General features: G+C 74.7%; 20 protein-coding genes. 4 read left to right on the top strand and 16 right to left on the bottom strand.

Annotated features, from left to right (window positions below; genetic code table 11):
• Positions 1–122: 122 nt before the first annotated feature.
• A complete protein-coding gene (locus tag ACHZ99_RS25675) occupies positions 123–1,175 on the top strand; it encodes a GlxA family transcriptional regulator (protein WP_420307111.1) in 1,053 nt (350 codons plus the stop codon).
• An 89-nt stretch (positions 1,176–1,264) separates the two neighbouring features.
• Here the strand turns inward: ACHZ99_RS25675 and ACHZ99_RS25670 are convergent, their stop codons facing one another.
• The 3 genes from ACHZ99_RS25670 to ACHZ99_RS25660 all read right to left on the bottom strand — a co-directional run bounded on the left by ACHZ99_RS25670 (position 1,265) and on the right by ACHZ99_RS25660 (position 3,746).
• Complete coding sequence (locus ACHZ99_RS25670; RefSeq protein ID WP_420307110.1) at positions 1,265–2,047, bottom strand: NAD(P)H-dependent oxidoreductase; 783 nt, start codon at positions 2,045–2,047, stop codon at positions 1,265–1,267.
• 355 nt (positions 2,048–2,402) lie between these two features.
• A complete protein-coding gene (locus ACHZ99_RS25665; protein ID WP_420307109.1) occupies positions 2,403–2,921 on the bottom strand; it encodes an ATP-binding protein in 519 nt (172 codons plus the stop codon).
• Positions 2,922–3,338: 417 nt separating this feature from the next.
• Positions 3,339–3,746 (bottom strand): STAS domain-containing protein, encoded by a 408-nt coding sequence (locus ACHZ99_RS25660; protein ID WP_420307309.1) that lies wholly within the window; start codon positions 3,744–3,746, stop codon positions 3,339–3,341.
• A gap of 334 nt (positions 3,747–4,080) precedes the next feature.
• Between ACHZ99_RS25660 and ACHZ99_RS25655 the strand changes: the two genes are divergently transcribed.
• The gene (locus tag ACHZ99_RS25655) at positions 4,081–4,671 is read left to right on the top strand and encodes a sigma-70 family RNA polymerase sigma factor (protein ID WP_420307108.1); all 591 of its coding nucleotides are present in this window, start codon (positions 4,081–4,083) and stop codon (positions 4,669–4,671) included.
• Positions 4,668–5,849: a hypothetical protein gene (locus ACHZ99_RS25650; RefSeq protein WP_420307107.1), complete on the top strand. Its 1,182-nt coding sequence runs from the start codon at positions 4,668–4,670 to the stop codon at positions 5,847–5,849. The genes ACHZ99_RS25655 and ACHZ99_RS25650 overlap by 4 nt, the downstream gene beginning before the upstream one ends.
• Before the next feature lie 32 nt (positions 5,850–5,881).
• On the opposite strand, the gene purU is transcribed toward ACHZ99_RS25650, so the two are convergent.
• The 4 genes from purU to ACHZ99_RS25630 are packed head-to-tail and all read right to left on the bottom strand — an operon-like array spanning position 5,882 to position 10,357.
• The gene (gene purU / locus ACHZ99_RS25645; protein ID WP_420307106.1) at positions 5,882–6,730 is read right to left on the bottom strand and encodes a formyltetrahydrofolate deformylase; all 849 of its coding nucleotides are present in this window, start codon (positions 6,728–6,730) and stop codon (positions 5,882–5,884) included.
• A 22-nt stretch (positions 6,731–6,752) separates the two neighbouring features.
• Positions 6,753–7,199 (bottom strand): SCO4402 family protein, encoded by a 447-nt coding sequence (locus tag ACHZ99_RS25640; protein ID WP_420307308.1) that lies wholly within the window; start codon positions 7,197–7,199, stop codon positions 6,753–6,755.
• A gap of 38 nt (positions 7,200–7,237) precedes the next feature.
• Positions 7,238–8,731: a hypothetical protein gene (locus ACHZ99_RS25635; RefSeq protein WP_420307105.1), complete on the bottom strand. Its 1,494-nt coding sequence runs from the start codon at positions 8,729–8,731 to the stop codon at positions 7,238–7,240.
• A gap of 39 nt (positions 8,732–8,770) precedes the next feature.
• Positions 8,771–10,357: a transcriptional regulator gene (locus ACHZ99_RS25630; RefSeq protein WP_420307104.1), complete on the bottom strand. Its 1,587-nt coding sequence runs from the start codon at positions 10,355–10,357 to the stop codon at positions 8,771–8,773.
• A 192-nt stretch (positions 10,358–10,549) separates the two neighbouring features.
• Between ACHZ99_RS25630 and ACHZ99_RS25625 the strand changes: the two genes are divergently transcribed.
• Positions 10,550–11,245, top strand: a complete 696-nt coding sequence (locus tag ACHZ99_RS25625) for a bifunctional DNA primase/polymerase (RefSeq protein WP_420307103.1) — start codon at positions 10,550–10,552, stop codon at positions 11,243–11,245.
• Between the two features lie 36 nt (positions 11,246–11,281).
• Here the strand turns inward: ACHZ99_RS25625 and ACHZ99_RS25620 are convergent, their stop codons facing one another.
• The 9 genes from ACHZ99_RS25620 to ACHZ99_RS25580 form a co-directional block, all read right to left on the bottom strand.
• Positions 11,282–14,320 (bottom strand): LysM peptidoglycan-binding domain-containing protein, encoded by a 3,039-nt coding sequence (locus ACHZ99_RS25620; protein WP_420307102.1) that lies wholly within the window; start codon positions 14,318–14,320, stop codon positions 11,282–11,284.
• 205 nt (positions 14,321–14,525) lie between these two features.
• Positions 14,526–14,894 carry an SH3 domain-containing protein gene (locus ACHZ99_RS25615; RefSeq protein WP_420307101.1) on the bottom strand — a complete coding sequence of 123 codons (369 nt, stop codon included), beginning with the start codon at positions 14,892–14,894 and terminating at the stop codon, positions 14,526–14,528.
• A gap of 153 nt (positions 14,895–15,047) precedes the next feature.
• Positions 15,048–15,386, bottom strand: coding sequence for a hypothetical protein (locus ACHZ99_RS25610; RefSeq protein WP_420307100.1), 339 nt, complete (start codon positions 15,384–15,386; stop codon positions 15,048–15,050).
• A gap of 47 nt (positions 15,387–15,433) precedes the next feature.
• Positions 15,434–15,931, bottom strand: a complete 498-nt coding sequence (locus tag ACHZ99_RS25605) for a TadE/TadG family type IV pilus assembly protein (protein ID WP_420307099.1) — start codon at positions 15,929–15,931, stop codon at positions 15,434–15,436.
• Positions 15,928–16,323 carry a TadE family protein gene (locus tag ACHZ99_RS25600; RefSeq protein ID WP_420307307.1) on the bottom strand — a complete coding sequence of 132 codons (396 nt, stop codon included), beginning with the start codon at positions 16,321–16,323 and terminating at the stop codon, positions 15,928–15,930. The genes ACHZ99_RS25605 and ACHZ99_RS25600 overlap by 4 nt, the downstream gene beginning before the upstream one ends.
• Positions 16,324–16,421: 98 nt before the next feature.
• Positions 16,422–16,937, bottom strand: a complete 516-nt coding sequence (locus ACHZ99_RS25595; protein WP_420307098.1) for a TadE family protein — start codon at positions 16,935–16,937, stop codon at positions 16,422–16,424.
• A 24-nt stretch (positions 16,938–16,961) separates the two neighbouring features.
• The gene (locus ACHZ99_RS25590; RefSeq protein ID WP_420307097.1) at positions 16,962–17,210 is read right to left on the bottom strand and encodes a hypothetical protein; all 249 of its coding nucleotides are present in this window, start codon (positions 17,208–17,210) and stop codon (positions 16,962–16,964) included.
• A gap of 37 nt (positions 17,211–17,247) precedes the next feature.
• The gene (locus tag ACHZ99_RS25585; RefSeq protein WP_420307096.1) at positions 17,248–18,192 is read right to left on the bottom strand and encodes a type II secretion system F family protein; all 945 of its coding nucleotides are present in this window, start codon (positions 18,190–18,192) and stop codon (positions 17,248–17,250) included.
• Entirely contained in the window at positions 18,192–19,115 is a 924-nt protein-coding gene (locus ACHZ99_RS25580) for a type II secretion system F family protein (protein WP_420307095.1), read from the bottom strand. Before ACHZ99_RS25580 ends, ACHZ99_RS25585 begins: the two co-directional genes overlap by 1 nt.
• Position 19,116: the final 1 nt, after the last annotated feature.

Here is a 19,116-nt window from a genome sequence, read left to right as displayed (position 1 = left end):
TCGCTGTGGGACGGGAAGCACTGACGCAACTTTAAGTAGCCGCTAATCCACTGTCGGTTAACACGACAAGGGTGCCTGTGGGACGAAATGGCCTGGTGGCGGCGGTGTGCAAGGATCGGGCCATGAGTGGTGTGCAACGTCGCGCCGTCGAGGCCGCTGGCGGTGCCGCGGGCGGGGGCGTTTTCCGGCATCCGGAGCGGCATCCCGTCGCGCTGTTCGTACGGCACGGGATGCTCCCCATGGAGATGGGCATCGTGCACCGCCTCTTCGGGCGCGCGTACAGCCCGGCGGGGGAACCGCTCTACGAGGTCGTGACCTGCACGGTCACGCCGGGCGAGGTGCGTACGGACGCGGACTTGACCGTCAACGTACGGCACGGGCCGGAGGCGCTGACCCAGGCCCGTACGGTGATTGTCCCCGCGTCGCACGAGGCGGACGAGACGTACACGCACGGGCGGCTGCCCGCGGAGCTGGCGGCGGCGCTGGGGCACGTGCGGCCGGGGACGCGGATCGCGTCGATCTGCACCGGGGCGTTCGTGCTCGCCTCGGCCGGGCTGCTCGACGGGCGGCCGGCGACGACGCACTGGCGGTCGGGCGACCGGTTCCGGGCGCTGTTCCCGCGGGTGCGCTTCGACGCGGACGTGCTGTACGTGGACGACGGGGACGTGCTGACGTCCGCGGGGGTGGCCTCCGGGGTCGACCTGTGCCTGCACATGGTCCGGCGCGACCACGGCTCCGCCGTGGCCAACGACGTGGCGCGGCGCACCGTGGTGCCGCCGCACCGGGACGGCGGGCAGGCGCAGTTCATCCGGCGGCCGGTGCCGGAGCCGGCGGTGTCGACGACGGCGAAGGCACGGGCGTGGGCGCTGGGGCGGCTGCACGAGCCGCTGGCGCTGCGGGACTTGGCGGCGTGCGAGTCGATGTCTGTACGGACGTTCACGCGGCGGTTCCGGGAGGAGGTGGGGATGAGTCCGGGGCAGTGGCTGACGGTGCAGCGGGTGGAGCGGGCGCGGGCGCTGCTGGAGGACACGGATCTGGCGGTGGACCGGATCGCGGCGGACGCGGGGTTCGGGACGGCGGCGTCGCTGCGGCAGCACATGCAGGCGGCGCTGGGGGTGTCACCGAGCGCGTACCGGAGGACGTTCCGGGCGGACGCGGGCGGCGCGGCAGCCTGAGGCGGGGCGTATCCCGTGGGTGGGTGGGCTTGTCGGTGGGGCGGCCTACCCTGGGGCGGGAGTGCGGGGAAGCGGGAAACGGGGTGGGGCTACTCGCTGTGGACTGCCAAGCCCGTGCCGCCCGCCGCCAGTTCCGGGCGCAGCACCAGCCGCTCGTCGTAGTCCCCGCCCCGCTCCGTCCGGTACGGCAGCGGGGCCGTCGTCCCCAGCGTGCGCAGCCGCTCCCGCAGGGCCGCGGCCACCGGGGGGTAGTCGGCGGGCGTGAGGCGGTCGGCGCCGTAGACGACGAAGGGCGGCAGGGGCGCCATGCCGGTGTAGAAGAACGTGCCGTGGTGCAGCGGCCACAGCACCTCGTCGATGTGTCCGTGGATCCCCCGCGGGCCGAAGCTCGCCTCCCGGGCGCCGACCGACGTGACGACGATCGCCCGCTTCCCGGCCAGGCCCCCGTCCCCGTACCGCCGCGTCCTGCCGTCCTCGTCCTTGACCTTCGACGCGAGCCCCTGCACCAGGACGCGGTCGAACCAGCCCTTGAGGATCGCCGGGGGCCCGAACCACCACAGCGGGAAGTGCACGACCAGGGCGTCCGCCCACGCCAGCTTCTCGTGCTCGGCGGCGATGTCGGGGCTGACGGACCCGGCCCGCCAGGCGTCCTCCTGGGCGTCGCCGACCAGGAGGCGACCGTCGTCGGCGGCCGGGTCCACGCCCCGGGGCGGGTAGTCGTCCGCGTCCAGTACGGCCTTGAACCCCATGCCGTACAGATCGGACTGGCGGACCTCGTGCCCCGCGTCGCGCAGCGCGCGGACGCCGTCGTCGCGTAGGGCGGCGTTGAGGGAGCGGTGGTCGGGGTGGGCGAAGAGCCAGAGGATGTTCATGCTTTGAGCCTCGCGCCCCGCGCGGTCCGGGACGAGAGCCGTATCGCCATCATTCGCAAGAATCGCGCCACGCGGCCACGCGGCCACGCGCTACCCGTCACCCGGCACGCGCCACGCGCCGGCCGGGCCGCGTCGTCCGCGGGTCAGGTGGCGGTGCGCCCGTGCAGCCCCGAGCCCTGCACGACGAACCGCCACCCGGCATCGGCGGATGGGGACTGGCGCCGGATGCGCGACCCGCCTTCGCCAAGGGCGGCCGACCGGCCGGCAGCCCTCGGCGTCCCCTCACGACGAATCGCTGCCCATAAGGGTGATCAGGCCCGTACGGCTCGTCAACACCTGGTCCGGTCCAGAGGGGTCACGTGCTGTTCGTGCCGGCGCGTGCGTGTTCGTGTGCGCCCGCGAGCGGCCCGTCGTGCGCGTTGTCCGCGCCGTGCGCGCCGCCCGTGCGCTCCCCGGGCGGCGGGGTGAAGGCGCACGCGCGGTCGATCTCGCACCAAATGACCTTGCCGAATCCTTCCGCCTGCCACCCCCACCGGTCGGCGATGGCGTCGACCAGCTCCAGCCCCCGCCCGTGCGTCTCGTACTCCTGCGCGCGCCGCTGCCGGGGCGGGGCGGCGCAGGTGTCGGCGACCTCCAGCCGGTACGGGCCGCAGTCGGCCGGCGACGCGGGGAGGAAGAGGCGGAGGCGGGCGGGCCGGTCGGTGTGGACGACGGCGTTGGTGACCAGCTCCGAGACGAGCATCACCAGCGATTCGGCGTACGGCTCGTCGGCCGTCACCCCGGTCCACGCCAGCCGCTCCCGTGTCCACCGCCGGGCCCGGCCGACCTCGACGGGGTCGGGCCACAGCTTGAGCTGCACCTGAAGGGTCTGCACCGCTCACACCATCCTCGGGATCACGCTGCGTGATCTCTCCGCTGTCCAGGATGATTGACGTAGCGTCACGACAACAAGCGCTTCGGGCATATCCCAGCGCGAAAGAGTGCGCGTGCGGCATACTGTGCGACGCTCGCGCCCGAGGGTCGAACGCCGGTCCGGCATCGCCCCTTCATGCTGCTGTGACCCTGTACGAGTCCGGCACGTCCGCACCGCCGCGGCCGCCGATTCGGGGGCCGCGGGTCCGTGTCGCCACAGGACAACTCGCACCCGATGAAGGGTAGTGGAGTGCGGGCCGACTTCGTTGCGTAACGGAAGAGTTCGCCCATGCGTGTTGGGGCTCACCCCAGTTTCGCCACTCTCCGTAGTCGAATCGCGGCCTACGGGCCCGGCTCCCGGGCTCAACTCCCCGGCCGGCTACGCCGACAGCGGCTCCGCCGTGCCGCCCGTCGCGTCGTCCACGTCCGCGTACACCGCGAACAGCCGCCGCACGCCGAGCGCCGCGAGCACCCGGTTCACGTGCGCCCCGCTGGCGGCGGCGCTCCCCGTCGAGTACGCGCGCGTGGAACCGCTGCCGCCGTCCGGCAGGATCAGGCGGAACTCGCCGCCGCAGGAGCTCAGCAGCCGGCGCGCGGCGATGAGCACGCCGACGCCGCTGGAGTCGCAGAAGCGGACCGCGGAGAGGTCGAGGACGAGTTGGCGGCGGCCCTCGGCGACCGCGTCGTGCACGTGCTGCCGTACCCGGGGCGAGGTGACCAGGTCGAGCTCGCCGGAGACCCACAGGACGTACCAGTCGCCTCGGTTGTCGGTGGTCACCTGCAGCAAAGACACCCGGTCGCTGTCCTTCCCTCGCCTGTCGGCCTGTCGCGCCCGCTCGCCCGTCCGTTCCGTTCCTCCGCCGGCCGTCGTCGGCCGTCCGCCGTGTTGTTACGTGTCACCTGCTGTGCCCGCGGCACACAAGATGAAACACCGACCCTATGCGCAATCACCTCATGGGGTCGCCGCATTCCGGTCAGCACCGGATAACCGTTGGCAATTCGTTGTCTTGTGCCGCACGCGATGCGGTACAGATAACGCTCCGAGGGCGTACGTCCCCACCCCCCGGCGCTACATTCGTTGACACCGGTAACGCGGGAGCGGCCGACGGATTGGGGGGCGCATGGCGCACGGGACCGGACCGCAGGGCACCGGACCGCAGGGCACCGGGCAGGGCGCCGTCCCGCCCCGCTGGAACCGCAAGATGCAGCAGCGCCTCGCCCGCGGCGAAGCCGCCGCCCTCGGCGAGCTGTACGACCGCTTCGCGCCCCTCGTCTACGGCCTCGCGGTGCGGGTGCTGGAGAACGAGGAGGAGGCCGGCGGCGTGCTCTCCGAGGTGTTCTCGTACGTCTGGCAGCACCCGGACGCGTACGACCCCAAGCGCGGCCAACTCCGCTCCTTCCTCGCCGGCCTCGCGCACAAGCACGCCGTACGCCGGCTGCGCTGGGCCGTGATCCAGGCCGGTGCGGCCGGGGAGATCGAGGACTGCGAGGAGCGCATCCGCGCCGTCTCCACCGCCGCCCGCGCCGACTACATCGTCACGTCCATGCCCGAACCGCTGCGCGCCGCGCTGGAGCTGGCGTACTTCAAGCGCCGCGACTACCGCGAGACCGCCGCCGAACTCGGCGTCTCCGCCGAGGAGGCCCGCCGGCGGCTGCGCCTCGGACTGCAGCTGCTCGCCACCGCGCACACCGAGGCCGGGCGGCCCTCATGATCATGGGCCCCTACGACCACCGCCGGCTGAAGTCCCTGCTCGGCGCGTGGGCGCTGGCGGCCTGCGCGCCGGAGGAGACCGCGGCCGTCGAGTTGCACCTGACCGACTGCGCGGACTGCGCCGACGAGGCGCTGCGGCTGCGCGACGCCGTGCGGCTGCTGCACCCCCAGGACAACCTCGACCTGGACGCCTCCCTCCGCGGCCGGGTGCTGGAGCTGTGCCTGACGCGGCGGATGCCCGGCATCCCGATGCCGGGCTGGTCGGTGCCGTACGACGCCGAGACCGCCCGGCTGGACGCGCTGCTGCACGACATGGGCGAGTCGGAGTGGGGCGCTCCGGTGACTCTCACGTGGTACGACGACGACCGGCCGGCGACGCGCGAGACGTCGGTGGCGGGCGTCATCGGGCACCTGCTGGCCGTCGACGGGCTGCTGGCCCTCGCGCTCGGCCTGCCCGACCCGCTGGCCGCGGACGCGCCCGCCGGCGAGGCGCACCCGCGATCGGTCGCCTCCCCCGCCGAGCGCACCGAGGCGCTGTGGCGGGAGGCGGGCTCGTCGCACGCGGAACAGCAGTCGCTCGCCCCGGAGTTCCGGCGCAAGCACGCGGGGACGATGCGCGGCCACTGGCGGGACCAGACGTACGCGCTGATACGGACCGCGGGGTTCGCCGGCGGCGGCGTGGCCGACCTGCCCGTACGGTACGGCGCCGGGGCGACGCTGCCGCTGAGCGACGCCTTCCTGGACCGGGCCTTCGAGTGCTGGATGCACGCCTGGGACGTCGCGGAGGCGGTGGACTACCCGTACAGCCCGCCGACGCCCGACCATCTGCACCTCATGATCGACCTGGCGGCGCGGCTGCTGCCCGAAACGCTCGCGGAACGGCGCCGCTCGGGGCGCGCGGCGCCGCCGCGGACGCTGGTCGCGGCGGGGGCGCCGGGGCGGACGCTGCACCTGGAGGTGCAGGGCAAGGGCGGCGGGGACTGGTACATCCCGCTGGACTCGCCCGCGGCGGTCGCGGGGCCGGAGCGGGCGGTGGCGCATGTGGCGCTGGAGGGCCTGGAGTTCTGCCGGCTGGTGGCGGGGCACGTGTCGCCGGAGGAAGCGGCGGCGGGGCGCGACGGTGAGCGGGAGGCGGTGGACGACTTCCTGTACGCGGCGGTGTCGCTGTCGCGGCTGTAGCCGCCGGTGTCGGTGTCGGTGTGGCTGAAGGGCTACGTGAAGACCACCGTGCGCGTGCCGTTCAGCAGCACCCGGTGCTCGCTGTGCCACTTCACCGCGCGCGCCAGCGCCTGGCACTCCACGTCCCGCCCGACCGCCACCAGCCGCTCCGGCGTCACCTCGTGACCGACGCGCTCGACCTCCTGCTCGATGATCGGGCCCTCGTCGAGGTCCGCGGTCACGTAGTGCGCGGTGGCGCCGATCAGCTTGACCCCGCGCGCGTGCGCCTGGTGGTACGGCTTCGCGCCCTTGAAGCTCGGCAGGAAGGAGTGGTGGATGTTGATGATCCGCCCCTCCAGCTGCTTGCACAGGTCGTCGGAGAGCACCTGCATGTAGCGGGCGAGCACCACCAGCTCCACGTCCTCGGCCCGGACCAGCTCCAGCAGCCGCTGCTCCGCCGCCGCCTTGGTGTCCTTCGTGACCGGCAGGTGGTGGAACGGAACGCCGTACGAGCCGACCAGCTCGGCGAAGTCGGTGTGGTTCGACACGACCGCCGCGATCTCCACCGGCAGTGCGCCGGTGCGGGCGCGGAACAGCAGGTCGTTCAGGCAGTGCCCGAACTTGCTGACCATGAGCAGCACCCGCATCCGGGTGCCCTGCTCGTGGATCTGCCAGTCCATCGCCCACGACTCCGCCACCGCCGCGAAGCTGGCGCGCAGCTTGCCGACGCTCGCCTGCGACTCGGCGGAGAAGTGCACCCGCATGAAGAACAGGCCGGTGGTGGGGTCGCCGTACTGCTGACTGTCCTCGATGTTGCAGTCGGTCATGAAGAGATAACTGGAGACCGCGTGCACGATGCCCTTTTTGTCCGGACAGGACAGCGTCAGTACGTACTCGCTCATGCGCCCTACGATCCCATACCGGTCAGGCGGTGCCCGTCATGATCGCCAGCACTTCGAGGGAGCGCGGCGGGGTGTCGGGGTCCTCGCCGTCGTTCTCCGCGAGCCGTACGTGCGCCTCGCGCGCCGCCCGCACGGCCTCGGGCCAGGCGTGGTTCTCCAGGTACGCGGAGACCGGGGAGTCGGCGCCGACCTGGTGCATGATGCGCAGCACGCGCAGCACGGCGACGTCCACGAGCGCGGCCTCGCGGGAGTCGCGGAAGATCGTCCCGACGTACTTCTCCGCCGACCAGTTGTCCAGCCAGGTGTCCTCGACGAGGCGGTAGACGGCGTCCGTGACGTCGCCGTACCCCGCCGTCCCCGCCGCCCAGTACTCCCGCTGGAAGTCGGGGTCGGAGATCATGTGCAGCGCGGAGCGCACGTTCGCGCGCCAGCGCCACCACGGCATGTCGTTGATGGGCATGGGCACCATGGTGCGGTAAGCGCGGTCGCGGCGGGAAGCCCTTTCACTCACAGCTGCGTCGCCTGGCGCCGCGACAGGCCGTACTCGTCGGCGATCGGGTTCCAGAGGCCGGCGGCCTGCTCCTTGGCGGCGGTGGCCTCGCCGCTGGCGCGGTTTCCGGCCGACAGGTGGGCGCCGCCGCCGCGGCAGCGCTTGCCGCGCTTGGACGCGTCCGCCCACTTCGCGTAGTGGTCGTCGGCGGAGGCGCTGGCGTTCCAGGCGTCGGTGAGCGAGCGGGTCAGCTGCCCGTGGGACGGCAGCTGGTCGACGGAGAGGTCCGAGAGCCGGTTGACCAGGTCGCGGCGCTGGCCGGCCGCGTCGCGCAGGTCCTTGGCGGCCTTGCCGAGGGCCTTGCACTCGCGGATGTTCTGCACCGAGCTGATCACCGCTTCGCGGCTGTCGTTGCTCTCGTCGAGCAGCGCGTCCAGCTCCTCGGCCTGCTCCTGTGCCCGGTCGTCCTTGACCGGCTTCTCGCCGTCGCCGTCGCCGTCCCCGTCGCCCTTGCCGCCCGGGTCCGGCTCGGCGCTGGCGCTGGGGGTGGCGCCGCTGGCGGTCTCGCCGCCGCCGTCGCCGCTGCTGAGGAGCCAGCCGGCGGTGATGCCGACGGCGGCGCAGGCGGCGGTGCCGATGGCGATGGCGGCCCAGCGGGGGATGGAGCCGCGGCGGTCGTCGTCGCCGTCGTAGTAGCGGCCGGGGGGCGGGGCGCCGGGGCCGTGGCCGTGCGCCTGGGCCTGGGCGTAGGGCTGGGGCTGGGCGTGCGGCTGGGGCTGGGCGTACGGGCCGGGGGGCGGGCCGCCGGGGCGGGCACCGGGGGCGGGGGCGCCCTCGGGGCGTACCGGGGGGAGCTTCTGGGTGGCGCCCGGGTCACCGGCGGGGGCGGCGTCCCGGAAGAGGCCCTCGAACTGCTCGTGCACCGGTACCGCGTGCCGGGCGGAGCGCGGGGAGTCCTCTTCGTGGTCGTACGCCGGCGGGGCGAAGGGCGGCTGTCCCGGGTTCTGGGCGGGCGGGGCGCCGGGCGGGGGGTTCTCGTACGGGCCGGGGAACGACGGGATCATCTCGGTGGCGTCGGCGTCGCCCCCGGGTCTGTGCTGCGGGGCGGCGCCGACCGGCGGTATGAGCTGGGTCGACGCCCCGTCGTCCGCCGGGCCCGGCGGCGGGCCGGCGGGCGGCTGCTGCGGGGGGCCGCCGTACGGGGGCGGCGCGGCGGCGGCGCTCTCCGGGGTGGCCGGGAGCGGCCAGGGCTGCGGGCCGGCCGGGCCGCCGGCCTGCGGGGCGGGCGGCGGGTACTGCGGCGCGTGCCCCGGCGGCCGCGGGTGCTCCGGGCGGTTGCCGAGGTGCCGTATCTGCTGCGTCGACTCGTCCTCCGCCGGCTCCGCGGCGGCCGCGGCCGGGGACGGGTCCTGGGCCCACCACGGCTCGCCGCCCGGGGGCGTCCCGGCGCCGTCCGACGCGGGGGGCACCGCCCCCGCGTGCTCCTCGCTGCCGTGTCCGTCGTGGGTCAACGGGACTCCTCATGGGTACGGACTCTGACCGTCCGGACACTACCTGTTCCGGGCGGCGGTGAGCCAAGGGCCCAGCCCATGACACCGGGCGGCGAACTCCCGCACCGCCGGCTCCGCCCCGTACGGCTCCAGGCTCCGTACCAGCCGGGCCAGTTCGGCCGCCGCCCGGCCCGAGGCGAGCCCGTCGAGCAGCCGCAGCGCACGCGCGCCCGTGCGGCACGCGAGGGCCGGCTCGCGCCGCCCGGCCTGCGCCCGCCCGAGCGCGGCGAGCGCGAGGCAGCGCAGCCGCGCCGCCGACTCCGGGAGCCCGGCCAGCGCCTCCTCGGCGCGCCGCTGCGCGGCCTCGTAGCGGCCCAGCTCCAGCAGGGCGCAGGCCAGCTCGTAGGCGAGGTCGGGGCGGCCGAAGCGGGCGAGCCAGGCGGGCTCGCGGGGGCGCGCGGGGGCGCGGCCCGGGTCCCGCCCCGGATCGCGTACGCCACCGGCCGTGCCGCCACGGCCCGCCCCGCCCGTACCGCCGGTCCCGCCCGTACCGCCGGTCCCGCCCGTACCGCCCGGCACGCCCGTCCCGTTCCGCGCGCCCGGCACGCCCGGCCCGCCCGGCACGGCCGCCTCCGCTTCCGCCTCCGCCCGCTCCAGCGCCGCCCGCGCCCGCGACGCCGACTCCCGGAACGCCGCCTCATCCCCCAGCCCAGCGGCCCCGCGCGCCTCCGCGGCGCTGAACAGCGCCTCCGCGCGCGGCGGCACCCGGTCCCGGGTGCCCTCGCGGGCCGTACGGGCCAGCTGGACGACCTCGCGGTGGTTGCCCAGCTCGGCGGCCAGCCGGCTCATGCCGGCGGCCAGGACGTAGCCGCCGAAGCCGCGGTCGCCGGCGGCGTCGGCGAGGCGGAGGGCCTGGACGTAGTAGCGCTGGGCGACGCCCGGCAGGCCGGTGTCGACGGCCATGCCGCCGGCCAGCTCGGTCATCCGGGCCGCGGCGGCGAGCAGTTCGCGGCCGACGGCGTCGTCGTAGCGGCCGGCGAGCAGGCCGGAGACGACGGAGTTGAGGTAGTGCACGGTCACCGGCCGGTAGTGGCCGCTGCCGTACCGGCGGTCGAGGGCGGCGAGGGTGGCGGTGGTCTCCCGTACCGCGGTCACGTCGGTACGGGTCACGGGCCGCCCCGAGGTGCGGGCGAGCGGCGGCCCGGGCGCGCTGATCAGCCAGTCGCGGCTGGGCTCGACGAGCGCGGAGGCCACGGGGGTCGCGCGGGTCAGCACCTCGCGCCGGCCCACGTCGGCGCGCCACAGTTCGCAGACCTGCTCGACGGCGCCGGTGACGGTGGGCGCGTAGACGAGGCCCAGCGCGGTGCCGGAGTGCCGGGAGTCGGCCATGCCGACCTCGTCCAGGGTGACCGCGCGGCCGAGCTTGCGGCCCAGCGCCTCGGCGATCATCGCCGGCGCCTGGCCGCGGGGGCGCTGGCCGCGCAGCCAGCGGGCCACGGAGGTCTTGTCGTAGCGCAGGTCGAGGCCGTGCTCGCGGCCGCACATGTTGACGCGGCGGGCCAGTCCCGCGTTGGAGCAGCCGGCCTCTTCGATCACCACCTGAAGTCGTACGTTCGGCGTGCGTGCCTCGATTGGCCTGGCGGCCATGGGTAGTCCTCCCTCAGGGGGCCGTGCTCGGCCGGTTCCTGCCGGAACCGCCAGGACGATCATTTCCCGTGACAAAACCGGAAAACGCCGCGCCCCCTCCCGCGCATCCGTGCGCCCCGCTGCCGGAACGTTGCTGCGGCCGAAGGCGCCACGGGCCCGTAACCCCTGCTCACGGCTGGAGTTGAGCCGTTCGTGAACGAGACCCCGGGAGCAGAGGCGACGTACGTACCCCGGCAGGAGAGCCCGCGCGGGCAGGGCGAGGAACTGCTGTCCGCGGCCCTGCGGTACGCGGGGGAACGGCACTGGGACGTCGTCCCGGGCACCTGGCTGGAGACCGGCGGACGGACCGGCGCACCGCGGTGCTCCTGCGGGGACGCGGAGTGCCACGCGCCGGGCGCACACCCCGCGCGGCGCGACTGGAAGGCAGCCGCAACGGCCAGCGCCACCGTCGTGCGCCGCCTGTGGGCGACGCACCCGCGGGCGGCCGTACTGCTGCCCACCGGGCGGACGTTCGACGTGGTGGACGTCCCGGAGACCGCCGGGTGCCTGGCGCTGGCGCGGCTGGAGCGGGACGGCCGGGCACCGGGGCCGGTGGCGGCGACGCCGGACCGGCGGATGTACTTCTTCGTGCTCCCGGGCGCCACGGCCAAGGCGATCGACGGGCTGCACGCCCTGGGGTACGCGTCATCGGCCGCCCTGGACCTGGCCGTACGCGGCGAGGGCGACTGGGCGGCGGCGCCGCCGACGCGGTTCGGGCGGAGCGGGCGGGCGCAGTGGGTGCGGCGGCCGACCGCGGCCCGCGCGTGGCTGCCGGACGTGGCCGACCTGATCGGCACGCTGGCGTACGCGTGCGGCCGCGAACGGCTCACGGCACGCCGCCGGCCGTAGCCCGGGGCGCCGGCCGTGGGCGCCGGCTTGTCGGCCCTAGCCCGCCGCCCCCGCCGCGCCCGCCTGGGCGCGCCAGCCCGGCAGCAGCTCGTCCAGCAGCGCCTCCGTGCGCGGCGGCAGGCCGCGGGCGCCGTGGAGGGCCGCGGCGCGGCCGAGGAGGTCGGAGGCGGTGGCCTCCAGGCGGGCGGTGTCGCCGGTGGCGTGCACCGCGCGCAGCAGCTCGTTCCACAGCCGCTCGTCCGCCGGGGCGACGACCAGCGCCGACTGCACCGCGCCCACCGCGCCCTCCGCCTGCCCCGCCTCCCGGCGCAGCGCGGCCAGCGCCAGCCCCGCGTCGGCGACGAGCAGCGGCAGCTGGGCCTCCACGATCTCGTTGGACAGCCAGCCGTACCGCCCCTGCGGCCGGTCCGCGAGCAGCGGGCCCGCAGCGAGCGCCAGCGCGTCGTTGAGGAGCCGCTCCCGTACCTGCGGGCTGGTCTGCCGGTCGGGGTCGGTCGCTTCGAGGTGCAGGGTGCGCAGCACGTCCCAGTCGGAGACGACCGAGGTGGACAGCGCCAGCCGCCCGTCCGCGTCCGGCGCGAGCCGCGCCGAGCCCGAGGGGTCGCGGCCGAGCCAGCCGACGAGCCGTTCGATGAAGGCGTCCCGCACGTCGTCCGTCACGCCCCGCGGCCACAGCGCCGCGGCGAGCACCTGCGGGTGCACGCCCTCGCGGTGGATCAGCAGCAGCGCCAGCGCCTCCCGCAGCAGCGGGCTGCGCTCGCCGTCCGGCTCGGCCAGGCCCATGATCTCGTACGAGCCGAGCAGCCGCGCGTACACGGCGGGCCGGCCCTGCTCGGACAGGTCCACGGTGAAGCCGACGTCGCCCGCCGCCCGGGTGACGGAGATGCCGCGGCCGTCGGTCCCGCTGGTCGCCGGGCCCTCGAAGCCCACCTGGGAGAACAGCTCCACCAGCGCGTCGTGCTGCTCCTGCGGCAGCCGCTGCGCGGCCAGCTCCAGGCCCAGCAGCGGGGCGCGCAGCCGCCCGTCGCGGGTGATCTCGAACTCCCAGGACGCGCCGGCGAGTTCCTCCTGGCCGGTGCCGACGAGGTAGCCGATGCCGAGCCGGGAGGAGCCGCCGGCGAGGTGCGCGAGCCGCTCGGCCTCGGCGGCGGTCGGCTCGGTGGCGACGAGGACGAGGTGCGGCGCCCAGTGCGTACGGCCCGTCTGCCCGGCGCGGCCGGTGAGGACGCTGTCGTGGCCGGCGTTGCCGAGGGCGTTGGCGCGCTGCGCGGACTCGGCCTCCATGACCTCCAGGAGCGCCGGCACGTCCTCCAGGTGGCGCACCCGCGTCGGCGCCAGCTCCGTCAGCCGCTCGCCGAAGCCGACGACGGTCACCGACATCCGGTCCGACCAGCCGTTGGTGGCCAGCTCCGCGGCGATCGACGACAGCACCGCGAGCCGGTCCGCGGGGGCGCCCTTGACGGCGGCGATGCCGGGGACGGCCTCCAGGTTGAGCAGCAGCCGGGCCTCCTCGCGGGTGCCGAGGCTGGCCAGTCCGGGGTACGGGGCCGCGGCGGCGCCCTCCTCGGGCTGCGGGTAGCTCTCGACGTCCGCGCGGTCGATGCGCCAGAACGTCTGGTCCTGGCCGGTACGCCACGGGGCCGGCGGCTCGCCCGCCACCCCGGCCAGTTGCAGGTAGAGGTCGCTGTCGGTCAGCCAGGCGGCGTAGATCGTGGGCAGCGGGCGGGCGGACTCGGTGAGCGCGGCGGACAGGCCGCGCAGCGCCCGGTCGAGGAAGCCAACGCCGCCGGGGTCGGCGCCCACCAGCAGCGCGTCGCGGGCCAGCGCGGCGCGGCCCTCCGGCTCCGCGCCCGTACGGCCCGCGCCGCCGGTGTGGAACGCCGCCTGCCACAGCGCCTGCCGGCGCCGCCGGCTCAGCGCGCCGAGCACGCCGGCGGCCAGCAGCGGCGCGGCGATCAGCACCTCGGGCAGCCCGATGCCGCCGCCGTCGCTGTGCACCTCGGGGGCGGCCCGGTCGCCGGCGCCGCGCTCGGCGGCGCCGCCGTCCTCGCGTACGGGGACCTGCTGGACGTCCGTCCGGTCGTCGGAGCCGCGGTCGACGGCCGGGGTGTCGGGCACGAGGCGGTCGCCGCGGCCGGAGGTCGCCTGCCGGTCGTCGCCGCCCCCGCCGCCCCCGCCGCGCTCGTCGAGGGTGGGGCTGGACTTGTCGTAGTCGCGGATCTGCTCGGCCTCGGACTTGGAGACCTCGTTGCGCTCGTCGGGCATCTCGACCAGGTCGCCGCCGTGCGCGTCGGCGGGCATCTCCATGATCCAGCCGGGGCGGATCAGGCTGGCCTGGCTGAGCTTGGAGCCGTCGGGCTGCACGCGGTCCTTGTTCAGCTGGTAGATCTCGCCGTAGCGGCGCCCGTCGCCCAGGTGGCGTTCGGCGATCTCCCACAGTGAGTCGTGATGGCGGCCCTCGGGCGGCTGGATGCGGTAGAACTTCGTGTCCCGCTCGGCCTGTTCCCGGGTGTCCTTGCGGACCTCGCCGCCGCCCGCCTCGCCCCGGGGGGTCTCGACGTCCACGGCCGGGCGGGCGGTGTCGACCTGCTGGCCCGGGGTCTGCTGCGCGGCGGCGACCGGCGGCGGCTTGTTCTGGTCGAGCTGCTGGCCCAGCTGGGAGAGGCCGGGCGCGAAGCTGGCGGCGCCGGCGGTGAGCAGCAGCAGCGCGGCGACGAGCTGCCGGGCGAGCGCCTGGCTGGCGCCGGAGCCCGGCACCCGGCCGGGCATGCCCATCCCGGAGACGGCGGCCTTGGCCTCGACGAGCACGCAGGCGGCGAACTGCGCCCAGGCCAGCCAGACGACGACCGCGAAGACCTTGACGAAGACGTCGGTGGTGACGTCCTCGTTGAGCATGCTGAGGGAGGGCGTCTCGCTGGGCAGCGGCCAGCCGACGAAGTAGGCGAGGGCTCCGGGCACGCCGACGACGAGCACCACCAGCGCGAGGAAGGCGAAGAACGCCCTGACGACGTCGCCGAAGGTCCGGCGCCGGATGCGTACCGGTACCGGAGTCCTGCTTGCACTGCTGCGTGCCATCGCTGGTCCTGAGCCCTCCCGGTCGGCGCGGCGCGGACCGCGGCCCCCATTTTCGCGCGCCGCGCGCGCAGGCCGCTGGGCGGCGTCCCCGTAGTTGCCCACCCGACGTTACCGAAGCCCGTTTTGGGGGTCGAGCCCAGGCGGGTGACCACCTCGTCACGACCTCGTCACCGTGGCCGTCCCGGGGTGTCCGGCCGGCGCGCGGTCAGCAGTACGGGATGTGGTCCACGTTCTTGACCCAGCGGGCGGCGAGGTAGCCGTTGTGGGAGCTGAGCTTGTACCAGATGCCGTTGCCCCAGACGTCCTGGCCGTCGACCTTGCAGTCGATCCAGACGATCTCACCGCGGGGGATGAAGCCCATCTTGTGGGAGGCGGTGGTGGGCTGCGAACGGATCAGGATCCCCGGCTTGGCGATCACCACGCCGCGCTGCGAGTGGTTCCAGTCGTTCCAGGTCTTCGCGGCGGGCGCGGCCGCGCCCGCCGTGGTGGTGGCCGCAACGGGTGCCGCGCCCAGCAGCCCCAGCGCCATGGCTCCCGCGGTGAGCGCGACTGCGGTCTTCGTTCTCTTCAGCACAGATGCCCCTTGACAGTCGATCGGAGTGAGGCGGTCGCCTCGGTCCGGTTTGTATGACTATCTGACCGATGTCCGGGGTCTGCTCACCGACGACGGCGCATTTCGCCCGATCGGCAGCGCAGCCTCCCGCGTACGGCCCAGGGACGCGGCCGTTCAGGTGCCGCCCGCGCTCTCGACGAGGTGCAGAAGGAACGCGGCAGCCGTTTTGACCTCCTTGGTCGCTCCGGGCTGCACCTCGGTGCCGACGTGGTTGCCCCAGCCGGGCGCCGCGTTGTACTTGGTGCCGTTCACCGTCAGCGACACGGTCTGGCCGCGCGTGAAGCGGACCATGGAGCCGCTGACGGCGGCCAGCGGGGCGCTGTCGATGACCTGCCCGTTCGAGTCGTACAGGCTCAGCGTGCCGCCGTCGACGGTGATCGTGCCGTGCTGGGCGAGGGGCCGCAGGCCCTTGCCTATCTGGACCTGGTCGAAAACGTACTCGGGCTGGTTCACGCGTGCTCTCCTCAGGTTTCACGGGTGGTCGATCCGGAAGCGACCGTTCACTCGGGTTCGCCGACCTCCGTGCGGGGCTCGGCGCGGGCATTGCCGGTAGCCTCCAGAGGGCCGTCCAGGGCCAGGCCCGTCAGCAGCGGGCGGTAGCTGAGGACCACCTCGACCTCGACGTAGCGTTCGTGCTCCGCCGTGCACTCCGCGGACTTGACCTCGCCGTTGTGGACCGTCACGTGGGACATGAACTCCTGGACCCGGCTGTCGCAGTTCTCGTGCCGGATCGGGGCCTCGAACTCGGTCTGCCCCTCGTACAGCGCGTCCTTGTCGGTGTCCTGCGCCGCGTACCGGGCCGCCTGCTCGGCGATGTCCGCGGCCCGCTCGCGCTGCGAGATCGCCAGGCCGCCGTCGACCACGAACGCGGCCAGCGCCATGAACAGGAACGCGAAGATGATGACCGCGCCGGCTCCCGAACCCCGGTCGTCCAGCCGCTCCGCCCGGGCCGCCAGCGCGCCGCGCACCCGCGCGGACAGCACACGTACGCGCCTCATCCCGCCCTCCGGTACGGGTCGAGCGGCGCGGACGACGAGCCCGTCATCCGCGGGTCGATGTCCAGACCCAGCATCCCCAGGCCCTTCACCTCGCAGGTCACCTCGACGGTGATGATGCTGCTGGCCTCCCCCGGCTCCGGCGGCGCGAAGTCCCCCGACAGGTCCACGTCCACCGGCCCCGTGCACACGTCGCCCGCCAGCTGCGACTCCGCCGCCTCCTGCGCCGCCGACTGCGCCGCCCCCACGGTCCGCTGCAACGACGCCGCACGCACCGCGTCGCGCGCCGCGCCGTCGACCCCGCCGCGGCCGTCGACCAGCTGGCCGAACGCGACGAGGACGAGGATGAACAGGAACATCACCGGGGCGAGGATCACCACCTCGATGGTCGTCACCCCCCGGTCGGACCGGAGGTCCCGGCGCTCCCCCGGCGGGCCCTGCTCCCCCCGCCCGCCGTGCTCCTCGCTCCCAGCCATCGGTCTTCAGTCCCCCGTCATCCCAGGTCCGGTACGAACCGCTCGATCGGCCCCTCGGACTCCGCCCGCGCCGTGAGGTCGATGAACGGGAAGACGTTGACCACGCCGCCCTCCACCTCCACCCCGACCCGGTCGTCGGCGCCCTCGTACACCCGGATGTCCGGGCTGGTGAGCAGCTTCGGCCCGACCGTGTTCAGCCGCTCCTGCGCCGCCTGCCGGGCCAGGCCCTGCCAGCCGCCCGGGTTCGACTCGGCGGTCCGGCGCGCCTCGCGCGCCCCGTGCTGCGCGGTCGCCTGCGCGACGTGGTCCGCGAAGAAGTACAGCCCGAACTGCACGGTGGCGAAGATCATGAAATACAGCACGGGGGTGAGCAGCACGAACTCGATCGCGGACATGCCGCGGTCGCCCCCGCCCACGCCGCGCCGCCCGCCGCCCGCCCCCGCGGGCGCGTACGGGTCACCGCCGCCGCCGTCGCCGCGGCAGGCGTCGAGCCTGCGCCGCAGCCACGCCGGTGCCCGTGCCGTCGTCCTCATGATCGTCAGTCCACCTCCGGCGGCTCAGCAGCCGTCCGCGCCGGCGTCGCTGATGCAGTCCTTGACGTCGTTCGCGCCGTCGGACAGCGCCTGGTTGATGATGACCGCGACCGCGCTGACGATCGCCACCACGATCGCGGAGATGATCACCCACTCCACGGCCGAGGCGCCGCGGTCCAGCTCACCCGAGCGGGCGCGCTCCACGCGGCCGCGCAGGAAGGTGACCAGGAAGTCGATGGCTGGGTTGCCGGTGCTGGTGAAGCGGTTCTTCATGACGTCGTACGTCCTCTCTGCGTAGTGGGGGGATGACTCAGACCTGCAACACGCGGATCGCCGCGGGATAGACCAGGAAGACCAGGAACCCGGCGCACAGCAGCAGCTGCGCGACGAGCATGGACTGGGACTTCTCGCCTGCCGCCCCCTCGATTTCGGCAAGCTCCCGGTGCCTCATGGTCTCCGCCCTGGCCGCCAGCGACTCGCGCACCTTCGCGCCGTCGTCGGAGACCAGCGCCAGCGACGCCGACAGGTCCTTCAGCTCTTCGATCCCCAGCTCGTCGCCGAGATTGCCGAGCGCCTGCCACTGGCTGGTGCCGGTGATGCGGGCGTCGGCAAGGGTGTTCCTGACCCTGCGCAGCGCCCAGCCGTCGCTGATGTCGGCCGCCGCCATCAGGGCCTCGGGCAGGCCGCGTCCGCCCGCCAGGTTCATCGCCACCAGGTCCAGGTACGCGCCCACGACGCGGCGCAGATCCTTGCGCTTGTCGGCGGCGTCGCGGCGTACCTCCAGGTCCGGCAGGAGGAAGAAGAGCAGCGCGAAGACCAGCGCAAGCCAGACGGGGATCACCGGGTTCAGGCCGAAGCCCGCCACCGAGATCAGCGCGAACGCCGCGGGGCCGAAGACCAGCCCCACCGCGGACAGCATCACCTTCGTCGCCAGGAAGCTCTCCCAGGACCGGTCCAGCACCGCCAGGTCGGAACGCAGCGAACGCTGCTCCCAGCCCTGCCGCAGGTAGAACTCCGCGGCCCGCTGCCCGATGTGCGCGCGCAGCCCCCCGAAGCGCCCCTCCTCCTGCTGCTGCGCCGAGGAGGTCGTCGTCCGGCCGGCGCCGCGGGCGCGCATCGCGTCGACCCGCGCGACCGTCGCGACCGCGCCGCGGCGGCCGGGGGCCAGGGCCCGTACGAGCAGATAGACGCCCAGGCCCAGGACGGCGCCGATGAGGACGGAGTACGTCAGCATGTCCGCACCCTGGAACTCCATCAGGAGACCTCCTCACGCGGCCGGACGAACGCGACCTGCTGCGGCTGCTGCTTCGCACCCGCCAGGAAGCGCTCCGGCGTCTCGATCGTCGACAGCTTGCGCAGCCACCAGAAGCCGGCCGCGAACAGGCCGCAGACGCACGCCAGGACGGCCTGGCCGGTCGGCGAGCCGTAGGGCTCGACGAAGCTGCGGTTGAAGACGGACAGGCCGAGCACGAACGCCACCGAGACGCTGACGACGATCTGCACGCTGCGCCGCGTCGAGGCGCGCTGCGCCATCACCCGCTGGCGCATGTCCACTTCCTCGCGCGCCGACTTCGCCAGCGCGCCCAGCACCTCGCGCAGGCCGGGGCCGCGCAGCCGGGCGTTGAGGACGAGGGCCGCGATGATCAGGTCGGCGGAGGCGTCGTCGAGGTCGTCGGCGAGGTGCTGGAGGGCGTCCGGCAGCGGCGTACGGGACCGCAGCCGGTCCACCATCGCGTCCAGGTGCGGGCGCAGCGCGGGCGCGGCGGCGCGGGCGGAGGCCGGGATGGCCTGCTCCAGGCCGACCGCGCCGGCGATCGTGTCGCGCAGCGACTCCGTCCACTGGGCCAGCGCCTCGACCCGCTTCATCGCCGTCCGCTCGGCGGCGGCGCCGCCGAACAGCTTGTCCCAGAACGCCACCAGCACGCCGGTGGCCAGGCCCGCGACCGGCCAGCGGGTGAGCAGCAGCACCAGCAGTCCGGCGACCCCCGCGAGCGTCGCGCGCTGGCTGGCGAACCGGACCAGCTCCGCGGCCCGCTCGCCCTGCTGCGCCTTCTCGTGGTCCGGCTTCGCGGGCAGCCCGCGGAGCGCGACGACGAGCAGCGCGATACCGCCGCCGACCATCGCGCCGGCGAGCAGCCCGTAGCCGATCGTGACGGAGAAGAGCTGTTGGTTGCCCATG

The sequence above is a fragment of the Streptomyces sp. MAR4 CNX-425 genome (genome assembly GCF_048656465.1).
GTDB lineage: Bacteria > Actinomycetota > Actinomycetes > Streptomycetales > Streptomycetaceae > Streptomyces.
Note: the sequence above shows the minus strand (reverse complement) of the source record. Positions and strands in the feature narration are given on the sequence as shown.

What these genes read in the sequence shown, in the direction of transcription:
- ACHZ99_RS25675 (WP_420307111.1), top strand. Translation starts at nt 123, where the DNA reads ATGAGTGGTGTGCAACGTCGCGCCGTCGAGGCCGCTGGCGGTGCCGCG.
- ACHZ99_RS25670 (WP_420307110.1), bottom strand. Translation starts at nt 2,047, where the DNA reads ATGAACATCCTCTGGCTCTTCGCCCACCCCGACCACCGCTCCCTCAAC.
- ACHZ99_RS25655 (WP_420307108.1), top strand. Translation starts at nt 4,081, where the DNA reads ATGGCGCACGGGACCGGACCGCAGGGCACCGGACCGCAGGGCACCGGG.
- ACHZ99_RS25650 (WP_420307107.1), top strand. Translation starts at nt 4,668, where the DNA reads ATGATCATGGGCCCCTACGACCACCGCCGGCTGAAGTCCCTGCTCGGC.
- purU (WP_420307106.1), bottom strand. Translation starts at nt 6,730, where the DNA reads ATGAGCGAGTACGTACTGACGCTGTCCTGTCCGGACAAAAAGGGCATC.
- ACHZ99_RS25640 (WP_420307308.1), bottom strand. Translation starts at nt 7,199, where the DNA reads ATGGTGCCCATGCCCATCAACGACATGCCGTGGTGGCGCTGGCGCGCG.
- ACHZ99_RS25630 (WP_420307104.1), bottom strand. Translation starts at nt 10,357, where the DNA reads ATGGCCGCCAGGCCAATCGAGGCACGCACGCCGAACGTACGACTTCAG.
- ACHZ99_RS25620 (WP_420307102.1), bottom strand. Translation starts at nt 14,320, where the DNA reads ATGGCACGCAGCAGTGCAAGCAGGACTCCGGTACCGGTACGCATCCGG.
- ACHZ99_RS25605 (WP_420307099.1), bottom strand. Translation starts at nt 15,931, where the DNA reads ATGAGGCGCGTACGTGTGCTGTCCGCGCGGGTGCGCGGCGCGCTGGCG.
- ACHZ99_RS25595 (WP_420307098.1), bottom strand. Translation starts at nt 16,937, where the DNA reads ATGAGGACGACGGCACGGGCACCGGCGTGGCTGCGGCGCAGGCTCGAC.
- ACHZ99_RS25590 (WP_420307097.1), bottom strand. Translation starts at nt 17,210, where the DNA reads ATGAAGAACCGCTTCACCAGCACCGGCAACCCAGCCATCGACTTCCTG.
- ACHZ99_RS25585 (WP_420307096.1), bottom strand. Translation starts at nt 18,192, where the DNA reads ATGGAGTTCCAGGGTGCGGACATGCTGACGTACTCCGTCCTCATCGGC.
- ACHZ99_RS25580 (WP_420307095.1), bottom strand. Translation starts at nt 19,115, where the DNA reads ATGGGCAACCAACAGCTCTTCTCCGTCACGATCGGCTACGGGCTGCTC.